The organism is Sphingopyxis sp. MG, assembly GCF_002953155.1.
In the GTDB taxonomy this organism is placed as follows: domain Bacteria; phylum Pseudomonadota; class Alphaproteobacteria; order Sphingomonadales; family Sphingomonadaceae; genus Sphingopyxis; species Sphingopyxis granuli.
In genome coordinates this window covers 2,220,087-2,237,851 of the sequence record NZ_CP026381.1, presented here as the reverse complement: position 1 = coordinate 2,237,851, position 17,765 = coordinate 2,220,087, and the positions used below count along the sequence as shown (strand labels likewise).

Below are 17,765 nucleotides of genomic sequence, written 5' to 3'. Positions count from 1 at the left end.
CGAGGTGGCCCGCGTCGATTTCTATCGGCTGACCCGCGATCCGGTCGAGCGGGTGCTTCCCGCGATCGCGGCGCGCATCCTGGACGGCGGCGACCGGCTGCTGGTGGTCGCCGCGTCGGCGATGCAGCGGCAGGCGATCGACGAAGCGCTGTGGACGCTCCAGCCAGCAAGTTTCCTGCCGCACGGCGCCGCCGGATCGCCCGACGAGGCGATCGAGCCGATCCTGCTGGCGGGGACGCTCGATACGGCGCCCGCGAACGGGGCGCGGCTCGTCGCGCTTGCCGATGGCGCGTGGCGCGACGAGGCGCTCGGCTTCGACCGCGTGTTCCTGCTGTTCGACAACAGCCGGATCGACGATACCCGCGCGACGTGGCGCGCGCTGGGCAAGGCCGATGGCGTGGAGCTTCATTTCTGGAAGCAGGACGAGCGCGGGCGCTGGTCCGAGGGACCCTGACCCGTCGTGTGACGGCCATCACCGACACGCTGCGCCGCGCTCGTCAGGGTCTGTCACGATCGACCGGGGGTGACAGGCGGGAATCCGTCCGATAGCCTGCCGGCCAGCAGGAGGATCATGATGACGACGCGCCTTTTCTCTTCGCTTCCCCTCGGTGTCGCGGCTGCCGCTGCGTTGCTCGTGGCGGGTTGCGGATCGAAATCCGAGACCGAGGTCGCTAGCGGTACCGTCACCGATCCCGACACCGGCGAAAAGACTGATTACAAGATCACCAGCAGCGCCGACGGCGAAGAGGGCAATATCAGCATCAGGACCGAGGACGGCGAGATGCGTTTCGGCGGCGGCGCCGCCAATGCGAAGCTGCCGGCGGGCATCGCGCCCTTTCCGGGTGCGAAGATGACCGGGGGCTTCGCCGCCTCGGGCAAGGACGGCGACGGCGGCATGGCGAGCTTCGAGGCGAAGGCGAAGGCGGCCGACGTCATCGCCCATTTCCGCAAGCAGGCCGAGGGTGCCGGCATGAAGGTGACGACCGAGGTCAAGGCGGGCGACACGCTGATGCTGGGCGCCGAAAAGGAAGGCGCGGACAAGACGGGGATCCAGGTCACGGCGACCCAGGCGGGCGATATGGTCAACGGCACCGTCACCTATAGCACCGGCGGCTGATCGCCGCGGCTCGCGCGGCTTTCGCTCTTTTCTTGCGGTGCGGCAAAAGCGCGGCTAGAGGCGCGCGCATTCCAGACACAGCAAGGCAGGAGCTTTCCCCATGGCGGTCACCCGCACCTTTTCGATCATCAAGCCCGACGCGACGCGTCGCAACCTGACCGGCGCCGTCACCAAGGCGCTCGAAGACGCCGGGCTGCGCGTCGTCGCATCGAAGCGCATCCACATGACCCGCGAGCAGGCCGAGGGCTTCTACGCGGTCCACAAGGAACGCCCCTTCTTCGGCGATCTGGTCGCCTTCATGACCTCTGGTCCCGTCGTCGTGCAGGTGCTCGAGGGCGAGGACGCCGTGAAGCGCAACCGCGACATCATGGGCGCGACCAACCCGGCCGACGCCGCCGAAGGTACGATCCGCAAGAGCTTTGCCGAGAGCATCGAGGCGAACTCGGTCCACGGCAGCGACAGCGACGAGAATGCGGCGATCGAGATCGCCTTCTTCTTCAAGCCCGAAGAAATCGTCGGCTGAGCGAGGCCTTCGGCGATATTCGACAAGGCCGCCGGAGCGATCCGGTGGCCTTTTCCTTACGCGTCACAGCAGCGGGCTGAGCGTCGCGACCAGATTCTGCCACAGGCGGCGCACCGTGCCGACATTCGCGATGGTCTCCGCCGTGACCGGGGTCGACTGCGCCAGATAGGCATCCTGCCGGGCGCGGATATCGGCGGCGAAACGCTGGTCGGCGAACAGGATATTATTCTCGAAGTTGAGTTCGAAGCTGCGCCGGTCGAGATTCGCCGACCCGATCAGCGCCACCTCGCCATCGACGACCATCGTCTTGGCGTGGAGCAGGCCCGGACCGAATTCGTAAAGGCGCACGCCCGCCGCGATCAGCGGCTCGTAATAGCTCCGGCTGGTATTGGCGACGATCCGGCTGTCGTTGCGGCGGGGCAGGATCATCGTCGTCGCGACGCCGCGCCGCGCGGTGTCGAGCAGCGCGCAGATCAGCTGTTCGTCGGGCACGAAATAGGGGGTGGTGATCACCAGTTCGCGCCGCGCGGCGTGGATCAGCGAGGTGAAGCAGGCGGTCATCGCGGGATAGGGCAGGTTGGGGCCGGTGCCGATCACCTGCGCCGCGATCCCGGGATCGGCGGCGGGGGGTGGCTCGGCCGCATCGCCCAGCAGGTCGCCGATGTCGTCGCCATGCTCCGATTCCCAGTCGGCGGCGAAGACGAACTGGCAGTCGCGCACGACCGGTCCTTCCCATCGCGTCATGATGTCGACCCAGGGCGCATAGCGCGACTTGATGCGGAACTCGGGATCGGCGAGGTTCTGGCTGCCGCACCAGGCGATGCGGTTATCGACGATAAGCTGCTTGCGGTGGTTGCGCAGGTCGAAGCGGCCGCGGATCAGCGTCCAGACCAGCCCGCCGATCGGCAGCGCGATCCGCGCGTCGACCCCGGCGTTGCGCAGCGCGATCCAGTGCGCCGATCGGATGAAACCGCGCGACCCGAGTGCATCGGCCAGCACGCGCACCTTCACCCCGCGCTGCGCGGCGCGGATCAGCGCATCCTTGATGCGAAAGCCGTTGTTGTCGGCGAGCCAGATATAGAAACACAGGTGAACGGTCGATTTCGCCGCGTCGATGTCGGCGACCATCTCGCGGATCGCGGCATTGCCGTCGGCGGCCAGATGCGCGCGATTGCCCAGCGTCGGGGGCAGGGCGTTCACCGTCTCGGCGAGCGCGAAGGGCGCGGCATAAGGCGTCTTCGCCAGCTTTCTGCGCGCTGCCGCCTTTTCGCTCGGATGCGGCAGATGCGCCTCGATCTGCCGGTATCGCGCGCGCCGTTTCGCGCTGATCCGTGCTTCGCCGAGCAGCAGATAGGCGACGACGCCGACCACCGGGACCGCGATCGCGGCGATCAGCCAGGCGAGGCGCGAGGCGGGCTCGCGTTGCGGGCGCAGCAGGATGCGCGCGATCACGGTCGCATAGACCGCGATCCACAGGATCGTCAGGACGAAGGCGATGTCGGACCGCATCGCCCTTCATTCACCCCGCTTTTGCCGAAAAGGCCAGCGGCAATCCGCCCGGCGTCAGAATTCGTCCGCGACCGCCATCAGCCCGGCGAGCTTCTTCGGCGCGACCGCGCGCCAGCTTCGCGCGATCCGGGCGCCGAGGTCGTCCCAGTCGTTGTCGCCGGTATCGAGCCGGATGCCGATCCAGCCATCGCCGAAATAGGCGGGGCGGAAATGCCGCTCCGCGTCCTGCTCGATCAGTAGCGCCTGCTCCTCGGCGCCGCTGATCTTGACGAGCAATGCGGTGCGTCCGTCGCCGTGGTGATCGTGGCTGAACCAGGCGAATTTCTTGCCCTTGACGATTCCGAAGCAGGGCATGCCGTGCGACAGCGTCTCTTCGGCCTCGGGCATCGCCATCGCCAGTTCGCGCACGCGGGCAAGCCAATAGTCGGGCGTCGCCTCGCGCATCACGAAGGCGGCGAGGGTCGGGGCATAGAGCTGATGCTCGGCGATCAGCACCCGCGCGGCGAGGCTGTCGGCGGTATCGCCGGGCAGGATCGCGACCGGTGTCTGCGCCAGCACCGGCCCGTCGTCGAGCGCCGCGGTCACGACATGGACGCTGCATCCGCCGAATCTGTCGCCGGCGTCGATCGCCTGCTGGTGCGTATGGAGGCCCTTGTATTTGGGAAGCAGGCTGGGATGGATATTGAGCATCCGTCCCTCCCAGCGCGCGACGAAATCGGCGCTCAGGATGCGCATATAGCCCGCGAGCGCGACATAGTCGGTCCCCGCGGCGCGAAGCTGCGCATCGACGAGCGCGTCGAAGGCATCGCGGCCCATGCCCTTGTGCGACTGCGCCCAGGTCGCGATGCCCTCGGCGGCCGCGAGCGTCAGGCCCGGCGCGTCGGGATTGTTGCTCGCGACGAGGACGATCTCGAACGGGCAACTGTCGGCCTTGGCGGCATAGAGCAGCGCCGCCATGTTGGTGCCGGTGCCGGAGATCAGAACGGCGACGCGGGCTTTCGTCATCAAATCCTCCCCGCTTGCGGGGAGGGGGACCGCGAAGCGGTGGAGGGGGCTCGCGTCCCCAAGCCACGCAGGCGGGCCACGATGGCCCCCTCCGTCAGCCGCTGCGCGGCTGCCACCTCCCCACGCGTGGGGAGGATTTCAGCCATGATGCGTCGCCGACCATGCCGCCATCGCGCTCCACGTCTCCGACCCGCCCGACACGGTGCAGCCCTTTTCGCCCTCAGCGATATGCCCGATCCGGTGCACCGTCTCGCCCGCGGCTTCGAGCGCCGCGGTCACGTCGGCGGCGTCGGCTTCCGCCACCACCACCGCCATGCCGATCCCGCAGTTGAAAGTGCGCGCCATTTCCTCGGGCTCAATATTCCCCTGTGCCTGCAGGAAAGCCATCAGCCGCGGCTGGTCCCACGCATCGGCATCGACATGCGCATGCAGCGTCTTCGGCAGCACGCGCGGGATATTCTCGAGCAGCCCGCCGCCGGTAATGTGCGCGAGCGCGTGGACCTTGCCGCTCTTCACCAGCGGCAGCAGGCTCTTCACATAGATGCGCGTCGGCGCCATCAGCGCGTCGATCAGCAGCACGTCATGATCGAACAGCGCCGGGCGTCCCAGCTTCCATCCCTTGTCGGCGGCGAGGCGGCGGACGAGCGAAAATCCGTTCGAATGCACGCCCGAGGACGCAAGGCCGAGGATCACGTCGCCCGCCGCGACCTTGTCGGCGGTCAGCACCTGGTCGCGCTCGACCGCGCCGACGCAGAAACCCGCGAGATCGTAATCGCCTTCGGCATACATGCCGGGCATCTCGGCGGTCTCGCCGCCGATCAGCGCGCATCCTGCCTGCCGGCATCCTTCGGCGATGCTCGCGACGACCGCGGTCGCGACATCGTTGTCGAGCTTGCCGGTCGCATAATAGTCGAGAAAGAACAGCGGCTCGGCACCCTGCACGATCAGGTCGTTCGCGCACATCGCGACAAGGTCGATGCCGACGCCTTCGTGCCGCCCCGATTCGATCGCGAGCTTGAGCTTGGTGCCCACCCCGTCGTTCGCCGCGACGAGCAGCGGATCGCTGAAACCTGCGGCCTTGAGGTCGAAAAAGCCGCCGAAGCCGCCCAGATCGGCATCGGCGCCGGGGCGGCGCGTCGCACGGGCGAGCGGAGCGATGGCACGGACCAGCGCATTGCCGGTCTCGATCGATACCCCGGCCTGGGCATAGGTATAGGAGGCGGGTTGGTTATGCTTGGAATCCATGGCACGCGCGCCTAACTCTTCCCGGCGACAAATGCCATGATTTCCTTGTCGCTGGCCATGGCTTTCGCGTAGGGCATGCTGGAATCACCGTTGCGGCGCCGTGGTGGCGGTAGGACGGAACGGCTTCGAGGGTTGAACCAAGAGTAGAGATGATTTCCGCCGCTTCCCTCCCGTTCCCTCGCTTTTCGCGATCGATTTCCTGGCCGCGCGACTGGCGCTGGGCCGCGTTCGCCGCGCTGTTGCTGGCGATTCTGGTCGCCGGCCTCGTCGAGGGGCAGATCAGTCGCGGCAATCGCGGCATCACCCCGATCAACAGCAGCGGCGATTTCCTCGCCAGCGGAATCACCGTCGACGTCGTCGGCGCCAATGCCGACGAGGCGCGCGAAAAAGGATGGCGCGAGGCACAGCGCAAGGGGTGGCAACAGCTTTATCGCCGGATCAACGGCAGCGACGGTCCCGCGCTCGGCGATTCGGTGCTCGACGGCATCGTCACCGCGATCGTCGTCGAAAAGGAACAGATCGGGCCGCGCCGCTATGTCGCCACGCTGGGCATCCAGTTCGATCGCGTGCGCGCGGGGCAGATATTGGGTGTCAGCGGCCGGACGCTGCGCTCGCCGCCGCTGCTCGTCATCCCCGTCTATTCGGTCGACGGCATCGCGCAGGTGTTCGAACAGCGCAGCGCGTGGCAGCGCGCCTGGGCCGAATATAATACGGGGCAGAGCGCGATCGACTATGTCCGCACCGCGGGCACCGGCGCCGATACGCTGCTGCTCAACGCCGGGCAGACGGGGCGGCGGGGGCGCGTCTGGTGGCGGGTGATCCTCGACCAATATGGCGCCGCCGACGTGCTGATGCCGATCGCACGCGTCGAATACAGCTATCCCGGCGGACCGATCAAAGGCTATTTCACCGCGCGCTTCGGCCCCGACGACAAGCTGATCGACAGCTTCACCATGACGGGGCCGAGCCCCGCCGCGCTGCCCGACATGATGGAAAAGGCGGTCGCGCGCATGGATGCCATCTATACCAATGCGCTGGCCGCCGGCGTCCTGCGGACCGACACCTATCTGGTCCTCGAAAAGCCGGTCGAGAAGGTCGACCTGCCGGAGGATGCGGCCGGCGACGACACGCTGCCCGTCGAAACCGACGCCAGCGTTTCGGCGACGCCGCCCGCGGGCGTCCAGAGCTTCACCGTCCAATATGTGTCGCCCGATGTCGAATCGGTTTCGGCGACCGAGCGCGCGGTCGGCGCCATCGCCGGGGTCCAGTCGGCCTCGACCACCAGCCTCGCGCTCGGCGGCACGTCGGTGATGCGCGTGACCTTCCGCGGCGACCTCGGCACGCTCAAGGCGGCGCTCGCCGCGCGCGGCTTCAAGGTGCAGGAAGGCGGCGGGCAGCTCAGGATCAGCCGCTGATGGCGGTATCCACGGGACAGATCGCGCTGCCGCTCGACTGGAGCGCTGGCGGCGCCAACGACGGCCCGCTGATCGTCGGGACGAGCAATGCCGACGCGGTGCGCTACCTGCGCCACGTCGCGACCTGGCCGGTGCGGACCGCCGTGCTCACCGGGCCGCGCGGTTCGGGCCGCAGCCTGATGGGGCGCCTGTTCGCACGCGAGACCGGCGGCCGCGTCATCGACGGGCACGACAGCGTTTCGGAAGAGGCGCTGTTCCACGCCTGGAACGCGGCGCAGGCGTCGGGGACGCCGCTGCTGATCATCGCCGATGCGTTGCCGGCCGACTGGGGGATCGCGCTTCCCGACCTCGCGTCGCGGCTGCGCGCGGTGCCGGTGCTGACGATCGGCGAGCCCGACGACTGCCTGGCGCGCGACCTGATCGAGGCCCTGTTCGCGCGGCGCGGACTGGCGATCGCGCCCGAGGTTCCCTCCTACATCGTACCGCGGATGGAGCGCAGCTATGCGATGATCCACCGCATCGTCGCCGCGCTGGACGCGGCCTCGCTCGAAAAAAGACGCCGCATCGGCATTCGTCTTACGCGTGAAACATTACTGTCACAGGGGCTGATCGATCCCGATTTGCTCGAAAGGCAGGATGACGCCACATGTCGATAGCTGCAGGCCCTCTTCGCGCCGAAAATGACGCCGATCCGGCGCCGCCCCGCTTCGGCCCCGAACGCTTCTTCAACCGCGAACTGTCGTGGCTCGCCTTCAACCGGCGGGTGATGGAGGAGGCGCGCAACCCCGCGCATCCGCTGCTCGAACGCCTGCGCTTCCTGTCGATCTCCGGCAGCAACCTCGACGAATTCTTCATGGTCCGCGTCGCGGGGCTGAAGGGGCAGCAGCTTCAGGGGATCGACGACCCGTCCGCCGACGGCCGCTCGCCGGGGCAGCAACTCGCCGAAATCGAGGCCGAGGTGAAGCGCCTCGTCGATCAGCAGCAGAGCGAATGGCAGCTTCTCCATCGGCTGCTGGCCGAACAGGGGATCGTCGTCCACGGTTCCGATTCGGACCCGGAGGCGCTGCGCGCTGCGCTGCGCCCCTATTTCATCGACCAGATCTTCCCGATCCTGACCCCGCAGGTGCTCGACCCGGCGCATCCTTTTCCCTTCATTCCCAATCGCGGGCTGGGCGTGATCTTCGATCTCCAGCGCAAGGCGGATGGCGAGACGGTGCGCGAACTGGTGATGATTCCGCCGTCGCTGCCGCGTTTCGTGTCGCTCCCGGGCGAGGCGAGCGCCGTCGTGCCGGTCGAATATCTGGTCAAGATCTTCGCCGACCTGCTGTTCCCCGGCTTCACCGTCCGCTCGCGCGGGGTGTTCCGCATCATTCGCGACAGCGATATCGAGATAGAGGAAGAGGCGGAGGACCTCGTCCGCCTGTTCCGCACCGCGATCCGTCGCCGTCGCCGCGGCCGCGTGATCCTGCTCGAATTCGGCGCCGACATGACCGAGGAACTGGCGGCGGTGCTCGGCGACGGCATTCAGGGGCACGAGGCGACGATCGCCAAGATCGGCGGCTTCGTCGGCCTCGCGGCGCTGTCCGCGCTGGTCGAGATCGACCGGCCCGACCTCAAGTTCCCGGCCTATTCGCCGCGCTTTCCCGAACGCATCCGCGAACATGGCGGCGACTGCTTCGCTGCGATCCGCAGCAAGGACATCGTCGTCCACCATCCCTATGAAAGCTTCGACGTCGTCCTGTCCTTCCTGCGCCAGGCGGCGGCGGACCCCGACGTCGTCGCGATCAAGCAGACGCTCTACCGCGCCGGCAACCAGTCGCCGGTCATCCGCGCCCTGATCGAGGCGGCGGAGGCGGGTAAGTCGGTGACGGCGATCGTCGAGTTGAAGGCCCGCTTCGACGAAGAGCAGAACCTGCTGTGGGCGAACCAGCTCGAACGCGCCGGGGTGCAGGTCGTCTACGGCTTCATCGAGTGGAAGACCCACGCCAAGATTTCGATGGTCGTACGCCGCGAAGGGCAGGGGTATCGCACCTATTGCCACTTCGGCACCGGCAATTATCATCCGGTCACCGCGCGCATCTACACCGACCTCAGCTTCTTCACCGCCGATCCGCGCGCCGGTCGCGATGCCGCGCAGCTGTTCAATTACATCACCGGCTACGTCGAACCCGGGCGGCTGGAAATGGTGACGATGTCGCCGCTCAACATGCGCCGGCACCTCAGCGAGCTGATCGACGCGGAAATCGCGGCGGCGAAAGCGGGGCGCCCGTCGGGCCTGTGGGCGAAGATGAACAGCCTCGTCGACCCCGACATCATCGACAAGCTTTACGAAGCGAGCGCGGCGGGCGCGCCGATCGAGCTCGTCGTGCGCGGCATCTGCTGTCTGCGTCCCGGCGTGCCCGGCCTGTCGGAGAGGATTCGCGTCAAGTCGGTGGTCGGCCGCTTCCTCGAACACAGCCGCATCTGGGCCTTCGCCAATGGCGCGCGCCTGCCGCACAGCGGCGCGAAGCTCTATATTTCCAGCGCCGACTGGATGCCGCGCAACTTCGACCGGCGCGTCGAATATATGATCCCGATCGAGAATCCGACCGTGCACGACCAGATCCTCGACCAGGTGCTGGTCGCGAACCTGATCGACAACGAACAAAGCTGGGTGCTTCAGCCCGACGGCACCTATGTGCGTCTGGTTCCGGGCGACAAGCCGTTCAACCTGCATCATTATTTCATGAACAACCCGTCGCTTTCGGGACGCGGCACCGCGCTCCACAAGCGCCACGACGTCCCGACGCTCGACGTCCATCTGCGCGGGGACTGACCTCTTGCCCGTCCTCCGCTCTGCGGTCATCGACATCGGTTCGAACTCGGTCCGTCTCGTCGTCTACGAAGGGGCGGCGCGCGCGCCCGCGGTGATCTTCAACGAAAAGGTACCGGCCGGGCTCGGGCGCGGCCTGGCGATCGACGGCGCGATCGCGCCCGAGGATGCGGAGCGAGGTCTCGCCGCGCTGCGCCGCTACGCGCTGCTCGCGCGCCAGATGGAGGTGGGCGACCTGCAATGCGTCGCGACCGCCGCGGTGCGCGACGCGACCAACGGCGCGGACTTCATGGCCGGCGCGGCCGAGGCCGGGCTCGAAATCCGCCTGCTGTCGGGTGCCGAGGAAGCGGAGGCGGCGGGCTGCGGCGTGCTGGCGGCCATTCCCGATGCGCACGGCATCGCGGTCGACCTCGGCGGCGGCAGCTTGGAACTGGCCGAGGTCGCCGACGGCGCGGTCGGGCGCCGCGCCTCCTTTCCGCTCGGCGTGCTGCGCCTGCCGGCGCTGCGCGGGCAGGGGCAGCAGGCGTTCGACCGCGCGGTGCGCCAGCTGCTGAAAGCGGCGGGCTGGCCGGGCGACATGGCCGGGCTGCCGCTCTATCTGGTCGGCGGTTCGTGGCGCGCGCTGGCGCGTCTGGATTTCGAACTGACGCGCTATCCGCTGCCCGTGCTCGATCATCACGTGATCCCGCGCACGGCGCTGCGCCGCCTGATCCGCGCGACGAAGCGGATGAGCTTCGAGGAATTGCGCGCGATCCCGGGCATGGCGTCGAACCGCGCCGCGGCGCTGCCCGACGCGACGATGCTGCTGGCGACGCTCGTCGATATCATCGACGCGCCGCAGATGACGGTCTCCTCATCGGGGCTGCGCGAGGGCCTGCTCTATCAGGCGCTCGATCCCGCGACGCGCGCGCAGGACCCGCTGATCGCCGCCGCCGAATTCGAGGGGCGCCGCCTCGCGCGCTTCGGATCGCACGGCCGGACGATCGCCGACTGGATCGCGCCGCTGTTCGCGAGCGAAACCCCCGCCGACGCCCGCATCCGGCTCGCCGCGAGCCTGCTGAGCGACGTCGCCTGGTCGGCGAACCCCGATTTCCGCGCCGAACGGAGCACCGAGATCGGCCTGCATGGCAACTGGCGCAGCATCGATATTCCGGGCCGCATCCTGCTCGCGCGCGCGCTCCATGCCGGATTCGGCGGCGCCGACGAGGATTTCCCCCCGATGGACAGCCTGGTCGCGGCGGAGCGGGTCGAGCGCGCGCGGCAATGGGGTCTTGCGATCCGGCTTGCGCAGCGCCTGACGGGTGGGGTCGAAGCGCCGCTGAAGGCCAGCGCGCTCGCGCTCGTCGATGGCAAGCTGCAACTCAGCCTCGATCCCGGCTGGCATCATCTGGCGGGCGAGGCGGTCGATCGCCGCCTGCGCGCGCTGGGCCAGGCGCTGGGCGCCAAGCCCGAACTGGTGCTGCTTTAGCGCGCATCGCCGCTTAAGGTTGGCAACTATGCCACGTCGACGAACTGTTCCCCGGCGAAAGCCGGGGTCCATGCGAGGTAGCGCTGCACTTTCTGGACCCCGGCTTTCGCCGGGGAACAAACTCGGTCGTCAGGCGTCGGCCGCCGCCGGCTCGATCTCGCTCATCACCAGCTTACCGCCCCGGACGGCGAAACCCATCCGTCCCTCGACCAGATCGAGCGCCGCCTGGCCGAACACCTCGTAGCGCCAGCCCTGCATCATCGCGATGCCGTCGCGGCGCCCGGCGGCGAGCGCTTCCAGATCGTCGCTGCGCGCGATCAGCCGCGCCGCGACATTGAGTTCGCGCGAGCGGATCTTGAGCAGCAGCTTGAGCAGGTCGGCGACGAGCGCGCCCTCCTTGCCCAGCCCCGGCCCGCGCGGGGCGCGGTCGGGCATGTCTTCCTTCGCCAGCGGCTGCGCACCGGCGAGCGCTTCCATCAGCCGCCCGCCGATATCGTTCGATTTCCACGTCGCCGACAGGCCGCGCACTCGGCCCAGCCCATCCTGATCCTTCGGCGGGTGCGCGGCGAGGTCGGCGAGCGTCTCGTCCTTGACGATGCGGCCGCGCGGCAAATTCTTGTTCCGCGCCTCGCGTTCGCGCCACGCCGCCAGCGCCTTGAGCCGGCCGAGCACCTCGGGTTTGCGCGTCGGCGCCTTGATCCGCAGCCACGCCTTGTCCGGATCGACGCTGTAGTGTGCCGGGTCGGCGAGCTTTTCCATCTCTTCGTCGAGCCAGTGCCCGCGGCCGGTCTTCACCAGCTTCTTCAGCATCATCGGGAAGATCTTGGCGAGATGGGTGACGTCGCCGATCGCATAGTCGATCTGGCGCTTGTCGAGCGGCCGGCGGCTCCAGTCGGTGAAACGCGCGCCCTTGTCGAGTTGCACCCCCAGCCACGCCTCGACCAGGTTCGAATAGCCGACCTGCTCGGCCTGACCGAGCGCCATCTGGCCGATCTGCGTGTCGAAGATCGAATGCGGCGTCTTGCCGGTCAGGTTGAAGATGATTTCGACATCCTGCCCCCCGGCATGGAAGACCTTGAGCACGTCCTCATTGTCGACGAGCAGGTCGAGCAGCGGCTGCAGGTCGATGTCCGGCGCCATCGGGTCGATCGCCGCGGCATGGTTGCTGTCCGCGATCTGGATCAGGCACAGTTCGGGCCAGAAGGTATTCTCGCGCATGAACTCGGTATCGACCGCGATGAAATCGCTGTCTTTGATGAGGTCGACAAATTCAAGGAGCGCCGCGCTGGACTCGATCAACGGATGGATTTGCATGGGGCGCCTATACCGCGACTTTTCCGCGACGGGCAGGAAAAATTGGTGGCGGTGCGGTTCGTGCGCTGCGGCGGGGAGAGTGGAGATTCGCGCAGAGGCGCAGAGACCGCAGAGGAGGAAAGAATGAAATTCACGCGGAGACGCGGAGGCGCGGAGAGGCAGCGCTTGCCGCGAAGCGGCTTTTCTCTCGCCAGCTTCGCGATGAAATCGAGGTCAGGAAAAGGAAGGGCCTATCGGTCTGACTTTCTCCGCGCCTCCGCGCCTCCGCGTGAACCCGAAATCTCTGCGGTCTCTGCGCCTCTGCGCGCATTTTTTCTTTCCCCTATCCCCGCTCGCCTCGAACCCATTTCCCAGCCCGCCCTTGACAAATGGCGCGCCGCATTGCCTTAGGCGCGGCCATGTCGGCGCGTTTCCGGAGCGCGTCTCTCCAGCCTTTGAAAGACACGAAAATGCACGCCTATCGCACCCATAACTGCGGCCAGCTTCGCAGTCAGGACGTCGGCCAGACGGTCCGCCTGTCGGGCTGGGTGCACCGCAAGCGCGACCATGGCGGGCTGTTGTTCGTCGACCTGCGCGATCATTACGGCCTGACGCAGATCGTCGCCGACAGCAGCGACCCGGCCTTCGCGACGCTCGACGGACTGCGCGCCGAAAGCGTGGTCACGATCACCGGCGACGTCGTCGCGCGCTCGGCCGAGACGGTGAATGCGAACCTGCCCACCGGCGAGATCGAGGTGCGCGCGCGCGACGTCGCGGTGCAGTCGGCCGCCGCCGAACTGCCGCTGCCGGTCGCGGGCGAGCAGGAATATCCCGAGGATATCCGCCTGAAATACCGCTTCCTCGACCTGCGCCGCGAACGGCTGCACGCCAATATCCTGCTGCGCGCGAACGTTATCGCTTCCTTGCGCCGCCGCATGGTCGAGCAGGGGTTCACCGAATATCAGACCCCGATCCTCACCGCCTCGTCGCCCGAGGGCGCGCGCGACTATCTGGTGCCGAGCCGCGTCCACCCCGGCAAATTCTATGCGCTGCCGCAGGCGCCGCAGATGTTCAAGCAGCTGCTGATGGTCGCGGGTTTCGACCGCTATTTCCAGATCGCGCCCTGCTTCCGCGACGAGGATGCGCGCGCCGACCGCTCGCCCGGCGAATTCTATCAGCTCGATTTCGAGATGAGCTTCGTCACGCAGGACGATGTTTTCAATGCGATCGAACCCGTCCTTGCTGGCGTGTTCGAGGAATATGCGAACGGCCGGTCGGTGACCCCGGCGGGCAGCTTCCCGCGCATTCCCTACCGCGAATCGATGCTGAAATACGGCAATGACAAGCCCGACCTGCGCAACCCGCTGATCATCACCGACGTGTCGGCGCATTTCACCGGATCGGGCTTCGGCCGCTTCGCCGACATCGTCGCGGCGGGCGACGTGGTGCGCGCGGTGCCGGCGCCGGGGACGGCGGAAAAGAGCCGTAAATTCTTCGACGACATGAACGCCTGGGCGCAGGGCGAAGGCTTTGCGGGGCTCGGCTATGCGACGCGCAAGGGCGGCGAATGGGGCGGCCCGATCGCCAAGAACCACGGACCGGACAAGATGGACGCGCTCGCCGCCGAACTCGGCCTCGGTCCCGACGACGGCCTGTTCTTCGCGGCGGGCAAGGAAGCCGTCGCGGCGAAGCTCGCGGGCCTCGCGCGCACGCGCGTCGCCGAACAGCTGGGCCTGATCGACCAGAACCGCTTCGACCTGTGCTGGATCGTCGATTTCCCGATGTTCGAGGCCGACGAGGACACGGGCAAGATCGATTTCAGCCACAACCCGTTCAGCATGCCGCAGGGCGAGCTGGAGGCGCTGGAGACCAAGGACCCGCTCGATATCCTCGCCTGGCAATATGACATCGTCTGCAACGGCGTCGAACTGTCGTCGGGCGCGATCCGGAACCATCGCCCCGACATCATGTACAAGGCGTTCGAGATCGCCGGCTATTCGCAGGCCGACGTCGATGCCAATTTCAGCGGCATGATCAACGCCTTCAAGTTCGGCGCACCGCCGCACGGCGGGTCGGCGCCGGGGGTCGACCGCATCGTGATGTTGCTCGCCGACGAACCGAACATCCGCGAGGTCGTCGTCTTCCCGATGAACCAGAAGGCCGAGGACCTGATGATGGGCGCCCCCGCGCCGGTCACCGAAAAGCAGCTTCGCGAACTTCATATCCGGCTGGTGGACGGGCCGAAGGGCTGACGGACACGCTCCGTTCGGGCTTTTTCTTGCGATGGTTGTGAAACTGTGATACGCAGTTTCACATGAAGAATGTCACTATCGCCCTCGACGACGAAACGCATCGCCGCGCGCGTATTCGCGCGGCGGAACTGGGGACGTCGCTGTCGGCGCTGGTGAAGGATTATCTGCGGCAATTGGCCGATGCGCCGTCGCCCGAAGCCGGAGTGCGGGAAATGCCCATGCCCTTTACCGCCGCGCCCGCTTATGCGGCCGGCCCGCCGACGATCAAGCCCGCGCCGCGGAACGCCAAGCCGCGGCAGCCGGGGGCGCTGCGGGGGAAGACCGGGGTCGCCGACCATTTCGACGAATGGCCCGAAGGCTTCCTCGACGCCCTCTATGGCGAAGATACCGAGGCCGCGCGCAACTGGTATAAATGAGGCTGCTGCTCGACACCCATGCGCTGATCTGGTGGCTGGAGGATTCGCCGCACCTCGGCCCCGTGTCGCGCGCGTTGATCGCCGATGCGGACAATGACGTGCTGGTCAGTATCGTGTCGCTTTGGGAAATCACGATAAAATGGTGGGTCGGCAAATTGGCGCAATCGGGAAGCCATTTCGCCGAGCTGCTTGACGATCAACGCATCGACTTGTTGCCCGTGACGGCGGAGCATATCCGCGCGCTCGATACGCTCGCCTTTCATCACGGCGACCCGTTCGATCATCTGATTCTGGCGCAGGCGGAGCGGGAGCGGTTGATGGTCGTGACGAGCGACCGGCAGATGGCGCTTTATGGTGTTCCTTGCATCGAGGCGGCGAAATGACGGAGCAGGGTCCCGCCACGCACAGCCTCGCCACGCCGGACGGCGACATCTGCTGGTTCGAATGGGGGCAGCCGGGGGAAGGGGCGACGCTGCTCCTGCTCCACGCGACGGGTTTTCATGCGCGGTGCTGGGACCGGGTGGTCGCGGCGCTGCCGTCCGGCACGCATGTCGTCGCGCCCGATCATCGTGGCCATGGGCGCAGCTTTCGGCCGGCGTCGCTGTCCGACTGGACCGGCAATGCCGCGGCGCTGCTGCCGCTGGTCGACCGCTTTGCCGGGCGGCCGCTCGTCGGCTGCGGCCACAGCATGGGCGGCTATGTCCTCACCCGCCTTGCCGCCGAGCGGCGCGAGGCCTTTCGCCATCTCGTCCTGATCGATCCAGTGATCATGGCGCCGGAACTCTATGCCGGCGGCGGCGATGCGCCGGTGCCCGATCCGGCCGAATTTCCGGTGTCGCGCCGCCGCAACCAGTGGGCGGATGCGGACGAGATGCGCGCGCGCTTCGCCGATCGCCTGCCCTACAGCCGGTGGGACCCGCGGGTGCTCGCCGATTATTGCGCCCACGGGCTGCTTCCGGCCGCTTCGGGCGAGGGGTTTGAGCTGGCGTGCCCGCCGGCGCTGGAAGCGTCGATGTATCAGAATGCGCTGCGGAACGATCCCCATGCGTGGCTCGGCGCCCTCGCGGCGTCTGTCACGCTGATCCGCGCCCCGGCGGGAACGCGCGACGGCGCGCTTGATTTCTCGCAAAGCCCGACATGGACCGAACTCGGCCCGCACCTCGGCGCGGTGCGCGACGAGCTGTGGGCTCAGAACAGCCATTTCATCCCGATGGAAGTGCCCGGGCGCGTCGCGGACCTGCTCGCCGGACTGATCTGACCGCTCGGGAAAGGCGTCCGCGGCTGTATCAGATAGCGACATATGCGATCACCCCCTTGGTCGCGCGCGTCGGGCTGGGCTAGGGTGGCGGCATGACCATCTCGCTCTCCGATCATGAAACCGGCGCCCGATACGAGGGCGATTATGGCAAGGACCTCGCCGCGCTGCAGGACCGGCTCGAACGCATCCAGGCCGCGCATATCGCCTATGGCCAGCGCAGCGTCATCATGCTCGAAGGCTGGGACGCGGCGGGCAAGGGCGGGATCATCCAGCGGATGACCGCCTCGCTCGACCCGCGCTTCTACGAGGTCTGGCCGATCGGCGCGCCGAACGATGCGGAAAAGGCGCGGCATTTCCTGTGGCGCTTCTGGACGCGCCTGCCCGGAAACCGCGAAATCTGCGTCTTCGACCGCAGTTGGTACGGGCGCGTCCTTGTCGAACGCGTCGAGGGTTTCGCGACCGAGGCCGAGTGGCGCAAGGGCTATGACGAGATCAACGAGTTCGAGGCGCAGCTGACCGGATCGGCGACCAACCTCGTCAAACTGTTCGTCCACGTCACGCAGGAGGAACAGGACCGGCGTTTCGCCGACCGCCTCGACGATCCGTGGAAGCGGTGGAAGACGGGGGGCGAGGATTATCGCAACCGGGCCAAGCGCCAGGACTATCTCGCCGCGATCGAGGAGATGTTCCAGCAGACCGACACGCGCTGGGCGCCGTGGAAGGTGATCGACGGCAACAACAAGAAGGCGGCGCGCATCGCCGCGCTGACGCATGTCGCCGAGCGGCTGGAGGCCGCGGTGCCGATGACGCCGCCCGAACGCGATCCCGCGGTGGTCAAGCTGGCGCGCAAGGCCTTCGGCTATGAGGTGAAGGACTGAGGCGGCGGCAGCCTTAGGGTCAGGATCCATTAATTCCGCGTTCGAGGCGTCGAAATGGCGAAGATATCGGGCTTGGGCGGATGCAGCGGGTAGCATCGCTACCCGCAAGGCCGCGCGGGCCCGAGATCGAAGCCATTTCGGCGTCCCTGCGGGATTTGACCGATTTTGCCCATGGCTTCGTCGAAAAGTCTTGAAATATATTCATATTCCTACGCCTTTCCTCCTCGCCCTGAGCAAAATCGCTTCAAACCTCGAACGCGGAATTAATGGGTCCTGACCCTAAAGCCACAAAAGCCCCGCATGCATGCATCGAAATTGTGTCCTTTGTGGCTTTACACTCTGATGACATTGAATTGACCCACTTCGTCATTGCGACCCCGGACCTGATCCGGGGGAAGCAATCCAGAGCGGTTTACATGAGCTCTGGATTGCCGCGCGGCTTCGCCGCTCGCAATGACGATTCCAACTCATGTCGTTATGGGCCAAGCGATCGTTTCGCAACAAACCGGAAGGCGCATGGGAACCGACGATGGCAAAGAGCCGAAACGCGGGTCTGGCACGGTGGAATAATGCA

General features: G+C 67.1%; 16 protein-coding genes. 12 read left to right on the top strand and 4 right to left on the bottom strand.

The window, feature by feature from the left end; all coding sequences use genetic code 11:
• Nucleotides 1–4 precede the first annotated feature (4 nt).
• The 3 genes from C3E99_RS10270 to ndk all read left to right on the top strand — a co-directional run bounded on the left by C3E99_RS10270 (nucleotide 5) and on the right by ndk (nucleotide 1,640).
• Entirely contained in the window at nucleotides 5–454 is a 450-nt protein-coding gene (locus tag C3E99_RS10270; RefSeq protein ID WP_076076116.1) for a DNA polymerase III subunit chi, read from the top strand.
• A gap of 117 nt (nucleotides 455–571) precedes the next feature.
• Entirely contained in the window at nucleotides 572–1,117 is a 546-nt protein-coding gene (locus C3E99_RS10265; RefSeq protein WP_076076113.1) for a hypothetical protein, read from the top strand.
• Between the two features lie 100 nt (nucleotides 1,118–1,217).
• A complete protein-coding gene (gene ndk, locus C3E99_RS10260; protein ID WP_067107570.1) occupies nucleotides 1,218–1,640 on the top strand; it encodes a nucleoside-diphosphate kinase in 423 nt (140 codons plus the stop codon).
• Nucleotides 1,641–1,703: 63 nt separating this feature from the next.
• Here the strand turns inward: ndk and cls are convergent, their stop codons facing one another.
• The 3 genes from cls to purM form a co-directional block, all read right to left on the bottom strand.
• On the bottom strand, nucleotides 1,704–3,149 hold the full coding sequence (gene cls, locus C3E99_RS10255) for a cardiolipin synthase (RefSeq protein ID WP_076076110.1): 1,446 nt from the start codon (nucleotides 3,147–3,149) through the stop codon (nucleotides 1,704–1,706).
• 54 nt (nucleotides 3,150–3,203) lie between these two features.
• On the bottom strand, nucleotides 3,204–4,154 hold the full coding sequence (gene purN / locus C3E99_RS10250; RefSeq protein ID WP_104959764.1) for a phosphoribosylglycinamide formyltransferase: 951 nt from the start codon (nucleotides 4,152–4,154) through the stop codon (nucleotides 3,204–3,206).
• 138 nt (nucleotides 4,155–4,292) lie between these two features.
• Nucleotides 4,293–5,399, bottom strand: coding sequence for a phosphoribosylformylglycinamidine cyclo-ligase (purM, locus tag C3E99_RS10245; protein WP_104959763.1), 1,107 nt, complete (start codon nucleotides 5,397–5,399; stop codon nucleotides 4,293–4,295).
• A gap of 149 nt (nucleotides 5,400–5,548) precedes the next feature.
• On the opposite strand from purM, the gene C3E99_RS10240 reads away from it, so the two are divergent.
• The 4 genes from C3E99_RS10240 to C3E99_RS10225 are packed head-to-tail and all read left to right on the top strand — an operon-like array spanning nucleotide 5,549 to nucleotide 11,094.
• Nucleotides 5,549–6,814 (top strand): hypothetical protein, encoded by a 1,266-nt coding sequence (locus C3E99_RS10240; RefSeq protein ID WP_067184926.1) that lies wholly within the window; start codon nucleotides 5,549–5,551, stop codon nucleotides 6,812–6,814.
• Nucleotides 6,814–7,470 (top strand): HdaA/DnaA family protein, encoded by a 657-nt coding sequence (locus C3E99_RS10235; protein ID WP_067107553.1) that lies wholly within the window; start codon nucleotides 6,814–6,816, stop codon nucleotides 7,468–7,470. Before C3E99_RS10240 ends, C3E99_RS10235 begins: the two co-directional genes overlap by 1 nt.
• A complete protein-coding gene (locus C3E99_RS10230; RefSeq protein ID WP_104959762.1) occupies nucleotides 7,461–9,629 on the top strand; it encodes an RNA degradosome polyphosphate kinase in 2,169 nt (722 codons plus the stop codon). The genes C3E99_RS10235 and C3E99_RS10230 overlap by 10 nt, the downstream gene beginning before the upstream one ends.
• Nucleotides 9,630–9,633: 4 nt before the next feature.
• Complete coding sequence (locus C3E99_RS10225) at nucleotides 9,634–11,094, top strand: Ppx/GppA family phosphatase (protein WP_234002441.1); 1,461 nt, start codon at nucleotides 9,634–9,636, stop codon at nucleotides 11,092–11,094.
• Between the two features lie 129 nt (nucleotides 11,095–11,223).
• On the opposite strand, the gene rnd is transcribed toward C3E99_RS10225, so the two are convergent.
• Nucleotides 11,224–12,408, bottom strand: coding sequence for a ribonuclease D (rnd, locus tag C3E99_RS10220; RefSeq protein ID WP_076076099.1), 1,185 nt, complete (start codon nucleotides 12,406–12,408; stop codon nucleotides 11,224–11,226).
• A gap of 449 nt (nucleotides 12,409–12,857) precedes the next feature.
• On the opposite strand from rnd, the gene aspS reads away from it, so the two are divergent.
• From aspS to C3E99_RS10195, 5 genes are all read left to right on the top strand, one after another.
• Nucleotides 12,858–14,639, top strand: a complete 1,782-nt coding sequence (gene aspS, locus C3E99_RS10215) for an aspartate--tRNA ligase (protein WP_076076096.1) — start codon at nucleotides 12,858–12,860, stop codon at nucleotides 14,637–14,639.
• Nucleotides 14,640–14,701: 62 nt separating this feature from the next.
• Nucleotides 14,702–15,055 (top strand): hypothetical protein, encoded by a 354-nt coding sequence (locus tag C3E99_RS10210; RefSeq protein ID WP_076076094.1) that lies wholly within the window; start codon nucleotides 14,702–14,704, stop codon nucleotides 15,053–15,055.
• Nucleotides 15,052–15,438 carry a type II toxin-antitoxin system VapC family toxin gene (locus tag C3E99_RS10205; protein WP_076076091.1) on the top strand — a complete coding sequence of 129 codons (387 nt, stop codon included), beginning with the start codon at nucleotides 15,052–15,054 and terminating at the stop codon, nucleotides 15,436–15,438. The genes C3E99_RS10210 and C3E99_RS10205 overlap by 4 nt, the downstream gene beginning before the upstream one ends.
• Nucleotides 15,435–16,313, top strand: coding sequence for an alpha/beta fold hydrolase (locus C3E99_RS10200; RefSeq protein ID WP_104959760.1), 879 nt, complete (start codon nucleotides 15,435–15,437; stop codon nucleotides 16,311–16,313). The genes C3E99_RS10205 and C3E99_RS10200 overlap by 4 nt, the downstream gene beginning before the upstream one ends.
• Before the next feature lie 92 nt (nucleotides 16,314–16,405).
• The gene (locus tag C3E99_RS10195) at nucleotides 16,406–17,191 is read left to right on the top strand and encodes a polyphosphate kinase 2 family protein (RefSeq protein WP_104959759.1); all 786 of its coding nucleotides are present in this window, start codon (nucleotides 16,406–16,408) and stop codon (nucleotides 17,189–17,191) included.
• Nucleotides 17,192–17,765: the final 574 nt, after the last annotated feature.

Coding starts and splice junctions, on each gene's coding strand:
- C3E99_RS10265 (WP_076076113.1), top strand. CDS start 572: ATGATGACGACGCGCCTTTTCTCTTCGCTTCCCCTCGGTGTCGCGGCT.
- ndk (WP_067107570.1), top strand. CDS start 1,218: ATGGCGGTCACCCGCACCTTTTCGATCATCAAGCCCGACGCGACGCGT.
- cls (WP_076076110.1), bottom strand. CDS start 3,149: ATGCGGTCCGACATCGCCTTCGTCCTGACGATCCTGTGGATCGCGGTC.
- purN (WP_104959764.1), bottom strand. CDS start 4,154: ATGACGAAAGCCCGCGTCGCCGTTCTGATCTCCGGCACCGGCACCAAC.
- purM (WP_104959763.1), bottom strand. CDS start 5,399: ATGGATTCCAAGCATAACCAACCCGCCTCCTATACCTATGCCCAGGCC.
- C3E99_RS10240 (WP_067184926.1), top strand. CDS start 5,549: ATGATTTCCGCCGCTTCCCTCCCGTTCCCTCGCTTTTCGCGATCGATT.
- C3E99_RS10235 (WP_067107553.1), top strand. CDS start 6,814: ATGGCGGTATCCACGGGACAGATCGCGCTGCCGCTCGACTGGAGCGCT.
- C3E99_RS10230 (WP_104959762.1), top strand. CDS start 7,461: ATGTCGATAGCTGCAGGCCCTCTTCGCGCCGAAAATGACGCCGATCCG.
- rnd (WP_076076099.1), bottom strand. CDS start 12,408: ATGCAAATCCATCCGTTGATCGAGTCCAGCGCGGCGCTCCTTGAATTT.
- aspS (WP_076076096.1), top strand. CDS start 12,858: ATGCACGCCTATCGCACCCATAACTGCGGCCAGCTTCGCAGTCAGGAC.
- C3E99_RS10210 (WP_076076094.1), top strand. CDS start 14,702: ATGAAGAATGTCACTATCGCCCTCGACGACGAAACGCATCGCCGCGCG.
- C3E99_RS10205 (WP_076076091.1), top strand. CDS start 15,052: ATGAGGCTGCTGCTCGACACCCATGCGCTGATCTGGTGGCTGGAGGAT.
- C3E99_RS10200 (WP_104959760.1), top strand. CDS start 15,435: ATGACGGAGCAGGGTCCCGCCACGCACAGCCTCGCCACGCCGGACGGC.
- C3E99_RS10195 (WP_104959759.1), top strand. CDS start 16,406: ATGACCATCTCGCTCTCCGATCATGAAACCGGCGCCCGATACGAGGGC.